A 16,211-nucleotide genomic window follows, 5' to 3' on the forward strand; every position below is an offset into this window, starting at 1 on the left:
AAAAAAATTACGGAGGTGTCTTACGAATGGCAGTAAAAATTCGTTTAAAGCGTATGGGTTCAAAGAAAGCCCCATTTATCGTGTAGTAGTAGCAGATTCACGTTCTCCACGTGATGGACGTTTCATTGAGGAGATCGGAACGTATAATCCATTAACACAACCAGCTAAGGTTGACCTTAAAGAGGATAAAGCACTTGAATGGATGTTAAAAGGAGCTAAGCCATCTGATACAGTGCGTAACCTTTTCTCAAATGCTGGTCTAATGGAAAAGCTTCACAATGCAAAAAACCAAAAGTAATTCTTCGAAAAGGAGAATCTTATGAGAGCGTTACTTGAACATATGGTGAAAGCAATTGTAGATCATCCAGAAGATATTCGGGTTGAAGAAGTCGCACAAGAGCAAACGTTGCGTTTGCAATTGTTTGTTCATAAAGATGATATCGGGAAGGTAATAGGAAAGCAAGGACGTACAGCAAAGGCGATCCGAACAATACTATATGCCGCACCATCATCGTATAAACGTGTTCAATTAGACATCATGGAATAGTAATGTGAACAACGGGTGGGGATAACCTCACCCTTTTTCTGTACATATTAAGAAAGCATAAAATATATAAAAGTGATTATTGAGAATCATAGTAGCTGTAAGCGAATTCGCCGATGGCGTTGTTCGTTACCCACTTAACTAAAAAAGATCACCGCTTTTTTTAGTTAAGTGCAGGATCATTGTAACGACTTCGCACACAACGCTACAAAAAGTGTTAGTAAATGTATCCATGCTTACTTAAAGGTGAAAGAAGGGAGTAATAAACATGTATGAGGATTGGCTACGCGTAGGAAAGATTGTCAATACCCACGGTGTTAGGGGAGAGGTTCGGGTTATATCAACAACGGATTTTTCTGAGGAACGTTATGCAGGCGGTTCCGAGCTAATGGTACGCCTTCATTCGGGTGAAGAAGAGATCGTAAAGGTACGTAGCCATCGGGTCCACAAGCAATTTGATTTATTACAATTTGAAGGCTACACATCGATTAATGAGGTCGAAAAGTTTAAAGGTTGTATCCTATATGGTGATAGTGAGACATTGCCGGATCTTGATGAAGATGAATATTACTACCATGAAATCATCGGTTGTCTTGTTCAAACAGAAGAAGGAGAAGAACTAGGGAAAATTAAAGAAATAATCCAAACAGGTGCCAATGACGTATGGGTCGTGCAAAGAAGTGGTGGCGGGAAAGACATTTTACTGCCCTTTATTGAAGATATAATAAAGGACATTTCTATAGAGGAAAAAAAAGTAACGATTCATGTGATGGAAGGGTTACTTGAATGAGAATAGACATTTTAACATTGTTTCCAGATATGTTTACAGGTGTGTTTAACAGCTCGATCTTAAAGCAAGCACAGCAGCAAGGAGCTGTAACGTTATCTGTTACGAACTTTCGTAACTTTTCTGATCATAAACATCTAAAAGTGGATGATTATCCTTACGGTGGAGGGGCAGGTATGGTCTTAAAAGCACAGCCGATTTTTGATGCAGTTAATCATTTGCAGCAAACGCCAATCACAGACCTCATACTATTTTACTATGTCCTCAAGGACAACAATATTCACAAGCAAAAGCGGAGCAATTAGCTAAAATGGAGCATATAGTACTTGTCTGTGGTCATTATGAAGGATATGATGAGAGAATTCGTGAGTTTCTTGTTGATGAAGAAATTTCGATCGGCGATTATGTGCTTACAGGTGGAGAGTTAGGAGCAATGGTCGTAACCGATAGTGTTGTACGCTTATTACCTGGCGTGTTAGGGAATGAACAATCGGCCGAACATGATTCCTTTTCGACTGGTTTATTAGAACATCCACATTATACGAGACCTGCTGATTTTCGTGGCATGCCTGTTCCTGACGTTTTGCTTTCAGGACATCATGAACGAATTGAAGAGTGGCGCAGGAAAGAATCATTGAAACGAACGTGGGAACGGCGCCCCGATTTGCTAAAAGGGAAACAGCTCGAAGATAAAGAGAAAAAATGGTTACGCGAATTATCGCAAAAAAATGAGAAATAACCTTGTTAACCGTAGAATATTATGGTATTATTGCATTTGTGGCTAATGCCCGTAATTACGATGTTCCGCTGCAGATTAAATCTATAAGAGCATCTGTAAGGAAGGAGTGGAAGTTATGAACAACATTATCCGTGAAATTACGAATGAGCAATTACGTAATGATATCCCAACGTTCCGCGCTGGAGATACGTTAACAGTTCACGTTAAAGTCGTTGAGGGAACTCGCGAACGTATTCAGCTTTTTGAAGGTGTTGTCATTAAGCGTCGTGGTACTGGTATCAGTGAAACATTCACTGTTCGTAAGATTTCTTATGGTGTAGGTGTTGAACGTACATTCCCATTACATTCACCGAAGATTGATAAGATCGAAGTGAAGCGTCGCGGTAAAGTACGTCGTGCTAAGCTTTATTACTTACGTAGCCTACGCGGTAAAGCGGCTCGTATTAAAGAAATTCGATAATAAGCGTTCACGCAACAAATCAATGTTTAAAGAGGACAGTTTCCATTATGGGAGCTGTCTTTTTTGTTTTTTGTAAAAACGTCTAAATAATTAAAAATAGTACGTCATGGAAGGTGTTATATGGCTAAAAAAAACGGAAGGAAACACGCACTTGATGTCAATTTACAGCTAGAAGTACGACGTAATATTACTCAGAAGACTAATAAAATAATATCTTACGATGAAGCTTGTAGCCAATTTCGGAAGGAATGTGAACTAAAAGAGTATTCAATTCATACTTTACGATTTTACGACAAAGAGCTTTATTATGTAAAAACCACTTAATTGACATTAACGCTCCTGTACACGACATAAGCGCCATTACGAGTGATGATATTTACACTGTAATGAATCTACTTAAATCTCGTAAACTCAATCCTATGACAATACATGCTCGTTTAAGGGCTATAAGAGCGGTGTTAAATTGGGCGGTTGAAAGAAATTATTTAGAATCTTCACCGCTTGACGGAGTAAGTCTACCTAAAATAAAACATAAAGTAGGTACAACGTTAAATGAAAAACAATTGAAGAGGTTGTTAGATGCACCAGATTTAACAACTTTCATCGGGCTAAGGGATTATGTACTATTACTTACATTCGCTCATACAGTCAAAAAGCCATTGAGCGTAAGGGAATTTTGAAAGAAATAGAAGGAGAGGATCAATAATGTCATACGCATTTGAAAAACTACCACAACTATCTGATCAACGTAAATCATTGACAAAAAAAGGGAGCTATTCTAAACGCACACGAGCAATTACAACTCGTGTGTGGCATCACTCACTAACAAAAAAGCACTTGTCAGACTCTACTGCTGCTGGATTCGCACGCTATCATGTACAGTCATTAGGATGGCCGGGAGTAGGATACACGTTTGTTATTGAGCCTTGTAATTTAGTAGATACCCAACAAGGTAAACGTGCTCGTATCGTCTATTGTCATGACATCGATCGTCGTACGTATCATGTTGGTAACAGTAATCAATTTTCCCTTGGAATTTGTGTAGCTGGTGATTATCGCACAGATGAATTGGACGAGCCTACACGAGCATCTATCGCAGAGTTACATGCTGCACTAATAGCAGATAAAATCGGTAACGATGATAAGTCACATCAAGAGATGCCAGGTTACAGCTGGAAAGCGTGTTGTGTATTTGATTATAAAAAAGCATTTAACTCTAAAGGAGCATCCACACCTAACGTCAAGCCAAGTGAAGTTCCTTCCACATATACGATCCAAGAGGGGGATACTTTTTGGAGTATCGCACATAAAAATAGTGCAGCTGGTGTAACGGTAGACGATCTTATCAAGGCAAACCCTGATGTTGATCCTACTAAGCTGCAGGTTGGTCAAGTGATTAATTTTGGTAAGTCGTCATCAAACAATAAAAATAAGCCACAACAACAGCCTAAGCCAACGACACAACCTTCAGGTGATTCCTATGTTCGCTCAATTCAACAGTGGGTAGTCAATTATGGCTTCCAAATTGCAGTTGATGGATTACCTGATCAGAAACACTAGGAGGGTTAATTCGAGTATTGCAAAGTGAGCTTAATCGTCAATTTAACGCTCGACTAACTGTAGATGGGATCATGGGACCTAAAACAAGATCTAAGCTTAAGCTAGTCACGGTGCGTAATGGTGCTAGAGGAAACATTACACGAGTGCTGCAAACCATTCTCTTTATCAGAGGGTTTAATCCAGGACCATTCGACGGGGTTTTCGGAGACATGACCACTGGGGCTGTTCGGGCGTTTCAAAGGGATAGGAGCTTGTCCGTCGATGGGATTGCCGGAAGACAGACGTGGTCAGCTTTACTTGCATAAAAAAAACGCCCCGCTGAAGCGGGGCGAGCACCATAGTGATCAATTTCATATAAAAGTAGCTTCTATTAAGAACCCGCTATATAATCAAATGAGTTTTTGCATCGCCTCGACACCTTAAAAGCGTGGGAAAACGTACATATTGAAAATAATGAAACCCACACTCAACAGTGCTATACCAATAATTGTTTGCTTCCACGTCACCTTCTCTTTGTTAAAATACTTAATTAGTAGACCAATAATGACAGCACTTAAAGTATATCCAAGCATAAACCCTAGCGTGTCCCCTAATATACTTCTCAACATGAGTTCTAAACAGCCCCTCTTATTTTTTGTCCGATCCAAATAACTTACGAACAGCATCTACAAACCCATCAGAGAAATCTGTGGACCGTTTCACATCACCGTTGGGTTCTATTGTAAACATCACTTTTCCATCCCAATTTTCACCATCATCACTGATATACACCAATACTTGCTCTGTACCTGCTTTAGGAACAGGAGTGCCAACTATTTCCTTCCAAATGGGGATGCTATTTTGGACTCTCTGTAGTGCAAATGCTCCTCCGTACTGGGATTTTATTGGGTGTTTATCAGCAATTCCTTTTATTCCTGGAATTTTATTTGCTACACTGGATGTAGAATAAGCCCCAACCGCATAACTAGTGAAACTTGCCATTCCAGCAATTTCTGCTTCCAACTTGCCCGTCTTTGCACCTTGCGTATAATATTCAAGATCAGGATTATCACGTAAAAGGATAAATTGTCCGTCTATCAATGCGTAATGCACATCATATCCATTCACTTTTACTGTCTCGACATAATCCTCAATCCCAAGCGCCTTATAATCTATTGGCACTCCTCTTGCTTGTATTTTATCACCTGGACCATCCCATTTGTATGTTATTTTACCCTCACCAATTGCTCCAGTCGATAAATTGTTTGAATGGGCTTCCTTAGTTTGTTGTGAATAAACTTGTAAATACGTGCTCTGAAAAGTAAGTGGAAATGCAGTGGAATACATATCAATTATTGAATGTTGTTGCATAAACATAAAGTTTTTAACTAGTGCTGGATTGTCTGCTAACGTGGGGTTATACAAACTTGTATTTACCTTGCTCGTATCTACTTCTGGCGCTTTGGTATGTAACGTTTTATCGGAGAAATGGTTTCTGATCTCGTTTAAATACACACCGTTTAAAAGAGCACCTCCGCTTACTGTCCATTCGGTCACTTGCTTTAAGATCGCTTTTAGCTCGGCCATTTCCCTTTGGAGCTCTCTCATTAACCTCATGCCTTCATGATCTAGTTCATTTAGCCCTTCACTCGTATCGTTCGCATGTTTTCGGGCATTGTCAACCCGATCTTGGACATAGCGAATGTTCAACCTCCCAAGGTCGATGATGTAGTTGACAGACGCTGCGATGGAATCGATCTCTGATTTGTTTTGATCCATAAATTGTTCAAAACGATCGTAACCTCTAGGAATTTGATTTTCATAAAAATCCTCGGACACCATCCCATTATCTGAGGATTCAAATGACAAGATAAAGGATCGCAGCTTTTCCCCTTTGTCCTTCATGTTGAACATAAACGCACGAATAGCCCGAATCGCAGGCAGTTGCAGCTCTTGATAGTTTCGCAACAAAGCTACGCCACCCTTGCCTTTAAGAAAGTCTTCTAGTTCAATTACACGTAATATGGCTGCTTCCATAAAATCAAAATGATCCATGTAGGATTTGAGGGCCATGTCCGTGCGGTCAATGATCGTTAAGCATTGCGCTACGTCAAGATGTTTTGTCATGTACGTTCCTTCTCCTCCTTGTTACCGCCCCATTTTAGCAGCTAACTCTCGATCTACTTTGTCATACGTTTGGATTTGACTTTGTAATTGTTTCTGCATGTCAGAGGTGGCACGTGTATAAGCCATTAAATATTCATCTAACTCATTCTTTACATCACTAAATGTAGCGATCATATCTAAATCACGTGCCCCTTCAATCGATTGCGTGTTAAAGCTTCCTGAAACCTCTCCAACTGCTTGAAGTAAGGCAGATACCTCTGCCACGTTAACCTTAATTTCCATTATGGTCATCCTTTCTGTTCAAGAATCCGTTGCTTCGCTTTTAGAGTTGTAATTCTGTTTCTTCTCGATGCGATCGATGCACGTTTATGATCAATTTCCCTACTAAGGCGATTTCTTTCTTGATCAATCGCATCAATCATTTCTTGGACTTGTTTATGCGTATCAGCATACGCTCGCTCAATCGAATCACGAGCATCATCATGTTCCGACGAAATGTAGCCACGTGATCGCTCATGTCCGTTCTCTGGATTATGAATCCACCTAGTATCAGATACTAAGTCTCCTTTTTTATTCAACAATTTGTATCGAGCATGGGCAAGCTCTTCTCGATGTCTTGATACTTCACTTATTACGCTATTCAAATGATTGATTTCGCTATTTAGTACACTGATTTTGGATGAATAGTCCATGACTGATTCTCCTATTCTATTGAACTACTATTTTTTCATGATTTTCCATGGAATATTATACCATTTAAATTTCCATTTACCAGTAAAATTTAGAATATATTGAATAAAAAATATCTATAGCTAGAGCTACTCCGCAAAAAGTTCCTTCCGTATGATTAAAAAGAGCCCTTCACTTGTATGAGGGGCTCATTTCTGTTTAACGTGTTGGTAAGTCGAGAGTAGTAGCAGAACGATTTTAGTGTGTTCGGTTTTGGTGGTGTTATACTCTCTCCACACTCATCAAACCATCCACTTTTATCTTTATTATATCATCCTCTGTGCGCACTTTTATATATTTCTGCAGCTGATCCACACGCTCCACTACACCAACGACCTCACAAAAGTCACCATCTTCCCAATGCACAACTTTTACATCTAACTCATGCTTTAAACTGTCCATGACCATATGACCAATCTCCATAAGCTCTTGTTCATCTAACGAAGGTTTAGATATCTTCTCTTGCTCAGCTCTCCATTGTTTCAGAGCAGCAGTGTGTTCTGGAAGCACAAACTTCATTTCCCACAGTTTATTTCCACGTTGTATCTTCTCCATCAATATCACCTCATTACTATTATATAGGAACGTTTGTTCTGATATCGATAAAAAAGAAATCCTCCGAGTGATGAGGACTTGACTTGGATTCTTTATACATAATCTTTTTGTATATAACTAACAAGCATTTGAATGCACACCAGTAACATAAAAGAGCAAATCCGAAAAAACAATTTCATAATAAATAAATTTTACCAAATTATAGAGTGCATTAAATAAATACGATATAATTTATTTGTGACTTTTTTCTCTGGGTTAACTAGTATAAATACTGGTTAGTCTAGAGTTTTGCCTAATAAAATCAAAAAATTAACCATTTGTATGACTTCATTTTTAGTTATTGCTTAATTAAGAGGTGCTTATATGACAAAAGAAAACATTAATGAAGAAAAACTTTTACTAGGCGTTAGTGATATTCAGAAAATCACAGGTCTTGGGCGTGACAAGTGTTATGAAATTATGCACTGTGGTGATTTCGCAGTTATGAAATTCGGTAAGCAGTTAAAGGTTCATAGGGATGTGTTTTATGACTGGTTGGAAAACAAGTCCAAAAATAGTTATATCTATAAAATTCGCTAAAGCAGTAATAAAGTTTAGACCACTCTGATTATTGAGTGGTCATTATTTATGTATTTGACTAATTACTCTTCATTGTCTATATAAATAAACAAATCCCCAACTTGACAATTAAGGGCTTTACAAAGTTTATCGATGGTACTGTAATCGATACCGTTAGTTTTATTATTTATTATATTTGAAATAATATTGCGATGTAGCCCAGAATCATTAGATAGTTTAGTGATGTTATAACCTTGTTTTTTCATTACTGACTTTAAGTTATTAATAATCATTTAATACCTCCTAATAGTAGTAAGTCCTAAATATATTATACATTATAAAGTGCAAAAAAATCAGAGAGAATTTAAAAAAATATTGACTTTGCACTTTTTAATGTGTATTATTGAGATAAATCAAATGCACATTATAATGTGTATAAATCAGGAGGGGCGAAAATGAAAAAGCCAGAAGAGAAAATGATGAAAGCAATTGTACAAGTTGAAGGAATTACTTCAGTACCATTGTTCAAACAGTTAGTAGTGCAAGCTGGAACTGAAGAGGAAATGAGTCAGCGAGTTGGAGAGATTGTGTATAAAGAGGCTAAGTCTAGCATAGATAAAATGAAACAATTAATAAATGAAGAAACTAGGTTTTTCGGTGAAGATGTAATAGATGCCTTAGATGTTAATATTACAGAAATTTGTTATTTTGAGATGGACGAGCCATTTGTCTTTTGATGAGTTCCTTCTATATAAATGTTGAAAATATAATTGAACATGTGTTATATTTTTACTAGACGTATGACTAATTATTAGAAAAACAAATGGAAACTTACAATTAAACATTGATACTTATGAGTTTATAGAGTTGGTTGTTATTATTGAAATTTCTTTAACGTCGCGGTAAAGTACGTCGTGCTAAGCTTTATTACTTACGTAGCCTACGCGGTAAAGCGGCTCGTATTAAAGAAATTCGATAATAAGCGTTCAGCGTTTTAAAAGGGTGGGTCTCATTCATGAGAGCCACCCTTTTATCGTTTTACAAGACGTCTCCTTTCTCATTATCGTACGCGTCACGGTTAAGAATGTCTGATGTAGTGTTGCTCATAGAGACTAATGATTAACAATTTTAAAAAAAAAATATATGAAAGTAACGCTCATAATGAGTGATTAGGTAGTAATAAAAATACATGGATTACTATATGAGTTTTTTTCTAAGATATGGTACACTAAAGCATGTTAGTGAAATGGGGGGGCACTTTATGAGTGAAGAGACCTTGATTGAAGAAGAGAAAAGTAAAAAAAAGGAATCATGGGAATGGATTAAGGCGATTTTATTTGCCTTTGCTCTCGCTTTTATCATTCGTCAGTTTTTATTGGCTCCAGTCATTGTTGATGGAGAGTCAATGCTTCCAACATTGGAGAATTCTGACCGAATGATTGTTAATAAAATGGCCTATACATTTAGTGAGCCTAAACGATTTGACATTATTGTTTTTCATGCACCAGCGGGAAAAGATTACATTAAGAGAGTGATTGGTTTACCTGGTGATGAAATTAAATATGAGAACGATCAATTATATGTGAACGGTGAAGCGATAGACGAGCCCTATTTGGAAGAGTTTCAAAGGTTATACGAACCAGAGGTACTAACACACGATTTCTTACCGATAATTGTACCAGAACAACAGCTATTTGTTTTAGGAGATAATCGCCGGCGAAGTAAGGATAGTCGTGATATTGGTACAATTCATGTAGATGAAGTAATAGGAAGAGCAAGGATCGTCTTTTGGCCGATTTCAAATTTTAGAATAGCAGAGTAGGTGATGGTATGACAATTCAATGGTTTCCCGGCCATATGGCTAAAGCACGAAGAGAAGTGACAGAGAAATTATCATTAATTGATGTTGTTATTGAAATAGTAGACGCACGAGTTCCACTCGCCTCGAGAAATCCAATGATTGATGAGTTAGTTTCCCATAAGCCTCGGTTAATCTTATTAAATAAAGCTGACTTGGCAGACCCTGTAGTTACAGAGGAATGGGTACAATATTTTAAAGAAGCTAATATGAAAGTATTAGTTATTAATAGTCAAAATGGAAAAGGAACTGAGAAAATCGCTGATGCATGTCGTGAGCTTGCCTCAGCACTTCTTGAAAAATTAAAATCAAAGGGAATGAAGCCTAGGGCGATCCGTGCGATGATCTTAGGTATTCCTAATGTAGGAAAGTCAACGCTGATTAATCGTCTTGCTTCAAAACGTACAGCTAAAGTAGGAGATCGGCCTGGAGTTACGAAACAGCAGCAATGGATAAAAGTTGGGAAATCACTTGAATTGCTTGATACTCCAGGTATATTATGGCCTAAGTTTGAAGATCAGCAAACTGGTTATTTGCTAGCATCAACAGGAGCAATCAAAGACGAACTTCTTGATTTTCAAGATATTGCGTTATATGTGTTAAAAAATATGAAGGTTCATTACCCTAATCGACTAAAAGAAAGGTATAAGCTTGAAGAAATACCAGATGACCCAGTTGAACTTTTTGAAGAGATTGGAAAGAAACGTGGCTGCTTAATGAGTGGCGGTTATGTTGATTACGATAAGGCTGCTGAAATTATTTTAAGGGAGCTTCGCAATGGCACCCTTGGTCGAGTGACATTAGAACGACTTGGGGAATAAGAGATTTGCACCTACTTCCATATATGGATGAAGGTGCAAATTTTTATGAATTTAGGAAATGTATATACATAGATGGGCGGAAAGTTGTAATCGATTATTTAGAATAGACGAGTAAAAAAATGAGCTCGATATACCGATACATATAAAAAGGAGAAACAATGATGTCTATATCGCTAAAAGAAATGGAAATGAAGCTAAAGGAAAATGACGATGTGGAAAAATGGCTTGCTCTGCTTAGGAAAGATGAACGAAAAGGGGCCCAGAAATTATTGCTTTCATATGAAAGACAACTGAAAAGAGAAGCGTTGCTAGAAGAAATGCATCAAAACATGGTTCGTTACGAATCACAAGCACGAGCGAATGGAGCGAGTGCTATTGCCGGTGTAGACGAGGTAGGAAGAGGACCATTAGCAGGACCGGTTGTTGCTAGTGCCGTCATTCTACCTACAAATTTTAAACTATTAGGATTAACAGATTCAAAAAAGCTATCAAAGGCGAAACGCGAGGAATTTGCCAAACGAATAAAAGAAGAAGCGATTGCGTACTCGGTATCAATGGTGCATGCGGCTGAAATAGATGAAATCAATATCTATGAATCTACGAAAAAGGCAATGTGTCAGGCATTAGCGTTACTTGATAAGCACCCAGATCACGTATTAGTAGATGCAATGACTTTACCGCTTGAAATTAGTCAAACGTCTATCATTAAAGGTGATCAAAAAAGTATATCAATTGCCGCTAGTTCAATTATTGCTAAAGTTGCTCGTGATCAATATATGGAGGAACTAGGAAGAGAATATCCTCATTATGGGTTTGCCAACAATGCTGGTTATGGTACGAAAGAGCACCTTCACGCATTAAAAGTACACGGTGTAACGATAGAACATCGCAAATCTTTCCAACCAGTCGCAGACCTCCTTGTCGAGTAGTTTGTTATAAGGAGTTGATGAAATGATTCAAACGCACTATTCAGCTCAAATAAATAATACAATGCAACAACAAATACGTACAGCTGCCTTCGCAACTGGACAAATTTTTCAAGGGAAAGTGCTAAAGCTTTTTCCGAATAACTTAGCTTCATTACAAATTAATGGAATGAATATGACTGGAATGTTAGAAGCGTCGTTAGTAGCTGGTGAGAGATATTGGTTTCAAGTAATCGAAGCGAAAGGAGTGCCTCGGTTAAAAGTGTTAGAGCTCAAACGGCAAGAAACCGCTTCGAAGCAAACAAGTAAGACACCAGTAGTAGATCTTTTAAAATATATAGGTGTGCCATTTTCAAAGGCTGCAGAATCAGTAGTTGTAGCTTTTCAAAAGCAAGGATTATCCTTTTCGAAAGAAATGATTCTAGATAGTGTTCAATTATTACAGCACACCTCACTTCGACAAGAGCAGGCACTACAATTGATCGTACAGCTAATTCAACGTCAGTTACCATTAACACCAGCGATATTTGATGCGTTTCAAACATATGAACATTCGGAAAATCTATCAACGCAATTGCAATCATTGTTGCAGTTGTTAAATCAATCTAGTGACAGGCGAGCAAATGAGTGGGTACCAAAACTCCAACCAGTTATGCAAAAATTTACTGTTACAATGTCGCAAACTACGCTCATACAGCAGCTCATTTCCTTCATGTTAAGCAATAACGAAACAGATTCAGAAACAGCACGAACCATCCTGCAACGTCTTGGGATGAACTTCAATCAAACAGAATTGTTAAATGAAGTAAGACCGTTACTCGTCCCTAATGATAAAGGAGGAACACCTTTCGGCCGCGTGGAGTTGATGACGTTTATTTCCCAGGTAAAGGAACAGGACTTTCAATTAATTATCCGTCACCTGTTCAATCAATCTCCCTCGGACGTTCAATCGAGATTACATGCTCTTATTGAGCAACCACTTTCCCAAGCAGAACGGCAATTGCTGATTCAAATATTTCGAACTGAAAGGGCACAAATGCAACTGCCACCATTGCAGATGCTTAGTTCTTTGCTAGGATTTGATTTTGAACAAATGATTAGTAGAGTTGATCTAGCTAATGATCAGTCAAGTATAACTCAGCAAAATATGAAATCATTGTTATTAACGATGCAGCAGCAGCCATTACAAAGGGATATTCAGATGGCAGTTTCCAATCTAGTTCAGACGATTACCGCACAACAACTTTTGTCTCAAGAGCAAATAGGTGCACTCCAACAATACTTATTTTCCATTCCACTTCAATTAGGTGATTTTCATACGAATATGACGATGCAATGGGAAGGACAGAAAAACAATGATGGACAATTAAATCCGGAGTATTGTAGAATTTTATTTTATTTAACATTAGAACATTTGCGAGAAACGGTCGTTGATGTAATGATTCAGAATCGAATTGTCTCCATAACGATTCATAATGAACAAGATCAACCTTCTTCATTAATGAATCTCTTAACACCAGCTTTAAAGAGTGCACTTGATAAGAAGGATTATCATCTTTTAACGATATCTTGGAAACAATTAAAGGAAGTTAATGTAAAGACAACAGATTCATCTCATACAAATTCGACCTATCAAGGGGTGGATATCCGGATATGAACGAGCCACATCAAAAACAAAAACAGGCTGTAGCACTACGTTACGACCCATTAAAAGAGGCAGCACCGAAAGTAATTGCTAAGGGGAGGGGCTATGTGGCAGATGAACTCATTGCACGAGCTAAGGAACACTCTATCCCTCTTCAAGAAGATGAATCACTCATTGAATTACTGTCGCAATTAGAAATGAATCAGGTAATACCAGAAGAATTGTATGAAGTTGTCGCGGAGATTTTCGCTTATATTTATCAAGTTGACCAGCATCGTTCATAGATCCTTGAATGAATGAGTAAGTCATGGGAATGATAAAATGGAACAATTTTATTATGGAGGTAGGTAGCCTCATGAAGAAGCAACAAAAACAATCAGCAAGAACAGAATTTAGTCAAGAGCTGTACCCTCATAGTGTCCAAGAATCAGATGCTAAAGTCACACTTTTTGAAAAACTGTTAAAAAAGCAAGATAATCAGAAACCTAAAGGGAATGAGACTACACAGGCAACTAAAAAAAGAGAAAAGTAGTAAACGTATGAAGGTATCTCAGGCAACAGTTTGAGATGCCTTATTTAAGTTGTCATCCAAAGCCTAATTGACAGAATTCATCGATTTTTTAAAATCTTATATTTTGTAAGGGTTTTATCTCCCACAACCATCTAATCCATGATAAAATAATAGAGGATTTCATATTAAATCTAAAATGGTGCTACGGCATACATGTAATTGATAGGAGGCTGGAGAGAGAATGAATATCCACGAGTATCAAGGAAAAGAGCTTCTACGTAAGTACGGTGTTGCTGTACCAAATGGAAAAGTGGCATTTTCTGTCGAAGAAGCAGTAGAGGCTGCGAAAGTACTAGGTTCAAGTGTTTCAGTAGTGAAAGCACAAATCCATGCAGGTGGCCGTGGTAAGGCAGGTGGCGTAAAAGTTGCCAAGAACCTTGAAGAAGTACGTACATATGCTAATGAGATTTTAGGGAAAACACTTGTAACACATCAAACAGGGCCAGAAGGTAAAGAAGTAAAGCGCTTACTCATTGAAGAGGGATGCGACATTCAAAAAGAGTATTATATTGGGCTTGTTCTTGACCGTGCAACATCGCGTGTCGTTTTAATGGCTTCTGAAGAAGGTGGAACGGAGATCGAAGAAGTTGCGGAAGCAACACCTGAGAAGATTTTCAAGGAAGTCATTGATCCAGCTGTCGGTCTTCAAGGCTTTCAAGCACGCCGCTTAGCGTTTAATATTAACATTCCTAAAGAATTAGTCGGTCAAGCTGTTAAGTTTATGATGGGACTTTATAAAGTCTTTATTGAAAAGGATTGTTCGATTGCAGAAATTAATCCACTTGTAACTACAGGTGACGGGAAAGTAATGGCATTAGATGCAAAATTAAACTTTGACTCAAATGCACTCTATCGTCAAAAGGATATTCTTGAATATCGCGATCTTGAAGAAGAAGATGTAAAAGAAATTGAAGCTTCAAAATATGATTTAAGCTACATTTCGTTAGATGGTAATATCGGTTGTATGGTTAACGGAGCGGGATTGGCAATGGCGACGATGGATATTATTAAGCATTACAATGGTGATCCTGCTAACTTCCTTGATGTAGGTGGTGGCGCGACTGCTGAAAAAGTAACAGAAGCGTTTAAAATTATCCTATCTGATGAAAATGTGAAAGGGATTTTTGTAAATATCTTCGGTGGTATTATGAAATGTGACATTATTGCAGAAGGTGTTATCGAAGCTACAAAACAAGTTGGACTTGACATTCCTTTAGTCGTACGTCTTGAAGGAACAAATGTTGACTTAGGTAAGAAGATTTTAAACGAATCTGGTCTTAATATTACGGCAGCAGATTCTATGGCAGACGGTGCACAAAAAATCGTGTCATTAGTACAATAGAAAGGCGGGACGTGGAGAATGAGTATCCTTATTAATAAAGATACAAAAGTGATTGTTCAAGGTATTACAGGTGCAACTGGATTATTCCATACGCAGCAAGCAGTTGAATATGGTACAAATGTTGTAGGTGGAGTTACACCTGGAAAAGGTGGAACAGAAGTAGAAGGAATTCCTGTATTTAATACAGTTGAAGAGGCAGTAAAAGCAACAGGAGCGAATGCTTCGGTCATTTATGTTCCCCCTGCGTTTGCAGCAGATGCGATAATGGAAGCAGCAGATGCTGAATTAGATTTAGCAATTTGTATTACTGAGGGAATACCGGTAATGGATATGATTAGTGTTAAACGTTATCTAGAAGGAAAGAAGACACGTTTAATTGGTCCTAACTGCCCAGGTGTCATTACACCAGAGGAATGTAAAATTGGAATTATGCCAGGCTATATTCATAAAAAGGGTCATGTTGGCGTTGTATCTCGTTCAGGTACTCTTACGTACGAGGCTGTTCATCAATTATCAACAAATGGTATCGGTCAATCGACTGCAGTTGGTATTGGAGGAGATCCTGTAAATGGGACGAATTTCATTGATGTTTTAGAACAGTTTAATGAAGACCCAGATACGTATGCGGTTATTATGATCGGTGAAATTGGTGGGACAGCGGAAGAAGAAGCAGCAGAATGGGTTAAGGCCAATATGAATAAACCTGTCGTTGGGTTTATTGGTGGACAAACAGCCCCTCCAGGAAAGCGTATGGGGCATGCTGGAGCGATTATTTCAGGTGGTAAGGGTACAGCGGCAGAAAAGATTAAAACGCTTGAGAGCTGCGGTATTAAAGTAGCAGAAACACCATCTGTAATGGGTGATACACTTATTTCCGTTTTAAAGGAAAAAGGGTTATTAGAAAAATGTGTGACACACGAAGCAACAAAATAAGACCACTCTAACTGCTCTCGCATAAGCAGATTATAATGGTTTCAAAAAAAGCTTTGGGATTGTTCTTAAGGGAGTAA

General features: G+C 38.0%; 22 protein-coding genes and 3 pseudogenes. 20 read left to right on the forward strand and 5 right to left on the reverse strand.

Annotated features, from left to right (window positions below; all coding sequences use genetic code 11):
• Window positions 1-26: 26 nt before the first annotated feature.
• From rpsP to JCM19034_RS07830, 9 genes and pseudogenes are all read left to right on the forward strand, one after another.
• Window positions 27-298 (forward strand): annotated as a pseudogene (gene rpsP / locus JCM19034_RS07790) (30S ribosomal protein S16).
• A 21-nt stretch (window positions 299-319) separates the two neighbouring features.
• A complete protein-coding gene (locus JCM19034_RS07795) occupies window positions 320-547 on the forward strand; it encodes a KH domain-containing protein (protein ID WP_062048643.1) in 228 nt (75 codons plus the stop codon).
• 265 nt (window positions 548-812) lie between these two features.
• The gene (rimM, locus tag JCM19034_RS07800; protein WP_062048644.1) at window positions 813-1,334 is read left to right on the forward strand and encodes a ribosome maturation factor RimM; all 522 of its coding nucleotides are present in this window, start codon (window positions 813-815) and stop codon (window positions 1,332-1,334) included.
• Window positions 1,331-2,070, forward strand: a pseudogene (trmD, locus tag JCM19034_RS07805) (tRNA (guanosine(37)-N1)-methyltransferase TrmD). Before rimM ends, trmD begins: the two are co-directional and overlap by 4 nt.
• Window positions 2,071-2,185: 115 nt before the next feature.
• A complete protein-coding gene (gene rplS, locus JCM19034_RS07810; RefSeq protein ID WP_062048646.1) occupies window positions 2,186-2,530 on the forward strand; it encodes a 50S ribosomal protein L19 in 345 nt (114 codons plus the stop codon).
• 120 nt (window positions 2,531-2,650) lie between these two features.
• Window positions 2,651-2,854: a hypothetical protein gene (locus JCM19034_RS07815; protein ID WP_062048649.1), complete on the forward strand. Its 204-nt coding sequence runs from the start codon at window positions 2,651-2,653 to the stop codon at window positions 2,852-2,854.
• Between the two features lie 131 nt (window positions 2,855-2,985).
• A complete protein-coding gene (locus JCM19034_RS07820) occupies window positions 2,986-3,210 on the forward strand; it encodes a hypothetical protein (protein ID WP_156323913.1) in 225 nt (74 codons plus the stop codon).
• A 25-nt stretch (window positions 3,211-3,235) separates the two neighbouring features.
• Window positions 3,236-4,090, forward strand: coding sequence for a LysM peptidoglycan-binding domain-containing protein (locus JCM19034_RS07825; protein ID WP_062048653.1), 855 nt, complete (start codon window positions 3,236-3,238; stop codon window positions 4,088-4,090).
• Window positions 4,091-4,107: 17 nt separating this feature from the next.
• Window positions 4,108-4,395, forward strand: a complete 288-nt coding sequence (locus tag JCM19034_RS07830; RefSeq protein WP_062048655.1) for a peptidoglycan-binding protein — start codon at window positions 4,108-4,110, stop codon at window positions 4,393-4,395.
• 322 nt (window positions 4,396-4,717) lie between these two features.
• On the opposite strand, the gene JCM19034_RS07840 is transcribed toward JCM19034_RS07830, so the two are convergent.
• From JCM19034_RS07840 to JCM19034_RS07855, 4 genes are all read right to left on the reverse strand, one after another.
• On the reverse strand, window positions 4,718-6,196 hold the full coding sequence (locus tag JCM19034_RS07840; protein WP_062048659.1) for a ribonuclease YeeF family protein: 1,479 nt from the start codon (window positions 6,194-6,196) through the stop codon (window positions 4,718-4,720).
• Window positions 6,197-6,217: 21 nt separating this feature from the next.
• On the reverse strand, window positions 6,218-6,478 hold the full coding sequence (locus JCM19034_RS07845; protein WP_062048661.1) for a DUF5344 family protein: 261 nt from the start codon (window positions 6,476-6,478) through the stop codon (window positions 6,218-6,220).
• 5 nt (window positions 6,479-6,483) lie between these two features.
• Window positions 6,484-6,888: a DUF5082 family protein gene (locus JCM19034_RS07850; protein WP_062048663.1), complete on the reverse strand. Its 405-nt coding sequence runs from the start codon at window positions 6,886-6,888 to the stop codon at window positions 6,484-6,486.
• Window positions 6,889-7,147: 259 nt separating this feature from the next.
• The gene (locus JCM19034_RS07855) at window positions 7,148-7,480 is read right to left on the reverse strand and encodes a YolD-like family protein (protein ID WP_062048665.1); all 333 of its coding nucleotides are present in this window, start codon (window positions 7,478-7,480) and stop codon (window positions 7,148-7,150) included.
• 363 nt (window positions 7,481-7,843) lie between these two features.
• On the opposite strand from JCM19034_RS07855, the gene JCM19034_RS07860 reads away from it, so the two are divergent.
• Window positions 7,844-8,059 (forward strand): hypothetical protein, encoded by a 216-nt coding sequence (locus JCM19034_RS07860; protein ID WP_062048668.1) that lies wholly within the window; start codon window positions 7,844-7,846, stop codon window positions 8,057-8,059.
• Window positions 8,060-8,121: 62 nt separating this feature from the next.
• On the opposite strand, the gene JCM19034_RS07865 is transcribed toward JCM19034_RS07860, so the two are convergent.
• Window positions 8,122-8,331 (reverse strand): helix-turn-helix transcriptional regulator, encoded by a 210-nt coding sequence (locus JCM19034_RS07865; protein ID WP_062048670.1) that lies wholly within the window; start codon window positions 8,329-8,331, stop codon window positions 8,122-8,124.
• Between the two features lie 162 nt (window positions 8,332-8,493).
• Between JCM19034_RS07865 and JCM19034_RS07870 the strand changes: the two genes are divergently transcribed.
• The 10 genes and pseudogenes from JCM19034_RS07870 to sucD all read left to right on the forward strand — a co-directional run bounded on the left by JCM19034_RS07870 (window position 8,494) and on the right by sucD (window position 16,134).
• Window positions 8,494-8,775, forward strand: coding sequence for a hypothetical protein (locus tag JCM19034_RS07870; protein WP_062048672.1), 282 nt, complete (start codon window positions 8,494-8,496; stop codon window positions 8,773-8,775).
• Window positions 8,776-8,933: 158 nt separating this feature from the next.
• Window positions 8,934-9,017: pseudogene (locus JCM19034_RS20910) on the forward strand (50S ribosomal protein L19); the annotation flags it as partial.
• Between the two features lie 282 nt (window positions 9,018-9,299).
• On the forward strand, window positions 9,300-9,860 hold the full coding sequence (gene lepB, locus JCM19034_RS07875) for a signal peptidase I (RefSeq protein ID WP_062048674.1): 561 nt from the start codon (window positions 9,300-9,302) through the stop codon (window positions 9,858-9,860).
• 8 nt (window positions 9,861-9,868) lie between these two features.
• On the forward strand, window positions 9,869-10,717 hold the full coding sequence (gene ylqF, locus JCM19034_RS07880) for a ribosome biogenesis GTPase YlqF (protein ID WP_062048676.1): 849 nt from the start codon (window positions 9,869-9,871) through the stop codon (window positions 10,715-10,717).
• Window positions 10,718-10,875: 158 nt separating this feature from the next.
• The gene (locus tag JCM19034_RS07885; RefSeq protein ID WP_062048678.1) at window positions 10,876-11,646 is read left to right on the forward strand and encodes a ribonuclease HII; all 771 of its coding nucleotides are present in this window, start codon (window positions 10,876-10,878) and stop codon (window positions 11,644-11,646) included.
• Between the two features lie 22 nt (window positions 11,647-11,668).
• A complete protein-coding gene (locus tag JCM19034_RS07890) occupies window positions 11,669-13,300 on the forward strand; it encodes a hypothetical protein (RefSeq protein ID WP_062048680.1) in 1,632 nt (543 codons plus the stop codon).
• Window positions 13,297-13,572: an EscU/YscU/HrcU family type III secretion system export apparatus switch protein gene (locus JCM19034_RS07895; RefSeq protein ID WP_062048682.1), complete on the forward strand. Its 276-nt coding sequence runs from the start codon at window positions 13,297-13,299 to the stop codon at window positions 13,570-13,572. The genes JCM19034_RS07890 and JCM19034_RS07895 overlap by 4 nt, the downstream gene beginning before the upstream one ends.
• 71 nt (window positions 13,573-13,643) lie before the next feature.
• Entirely contained in the window at window positions 13,644-13,820 is a 177-nt protein-coding gene (locus JCM19034_RS07900; protein WP_156323914.1) for a hypothetical protein, read from the forward strand.
• Window positions 13,821-14,040: 220 nt separating this feature from the next.
• Window positions 14,041-15,201, forward strand: a complete 1,161-nt coding sequence (gene sucC / locus JCM19034_RS07905; RefSeq protein WP_062048686.1) for an ADP-forming succinate--CoA ligase subunit beta — start codon at window positions 14,041-14,043, stop codon at window positions 15,199-15,201.
• Between the two features lie 18 nt (window positions 15,202-15,219).
• Complete coding sequence (sucD, locus tag JCM19034_RS07910) at window positions 15,220-16,134, forward strand: succinate--CoA ligase subunit alpha (RefSeq protein ID WP_062048687.1); 915 nt, start codon at window positions 15,220-15,222, stop codon at window positions 16,132-16,134.
• The last annotated feature ends 77 nt before the right edge of the window (window positions 16,135-16,211 follow it).

The organism is Bacillus sp. JCM 19034 (assembly GCF_001310635.1).
Taxonomy (GTDB): domain Bacteria; phylum Bacillota; class Bacilli; order Bacillales; family Bacillaceae_D; genus Halalkalibacter.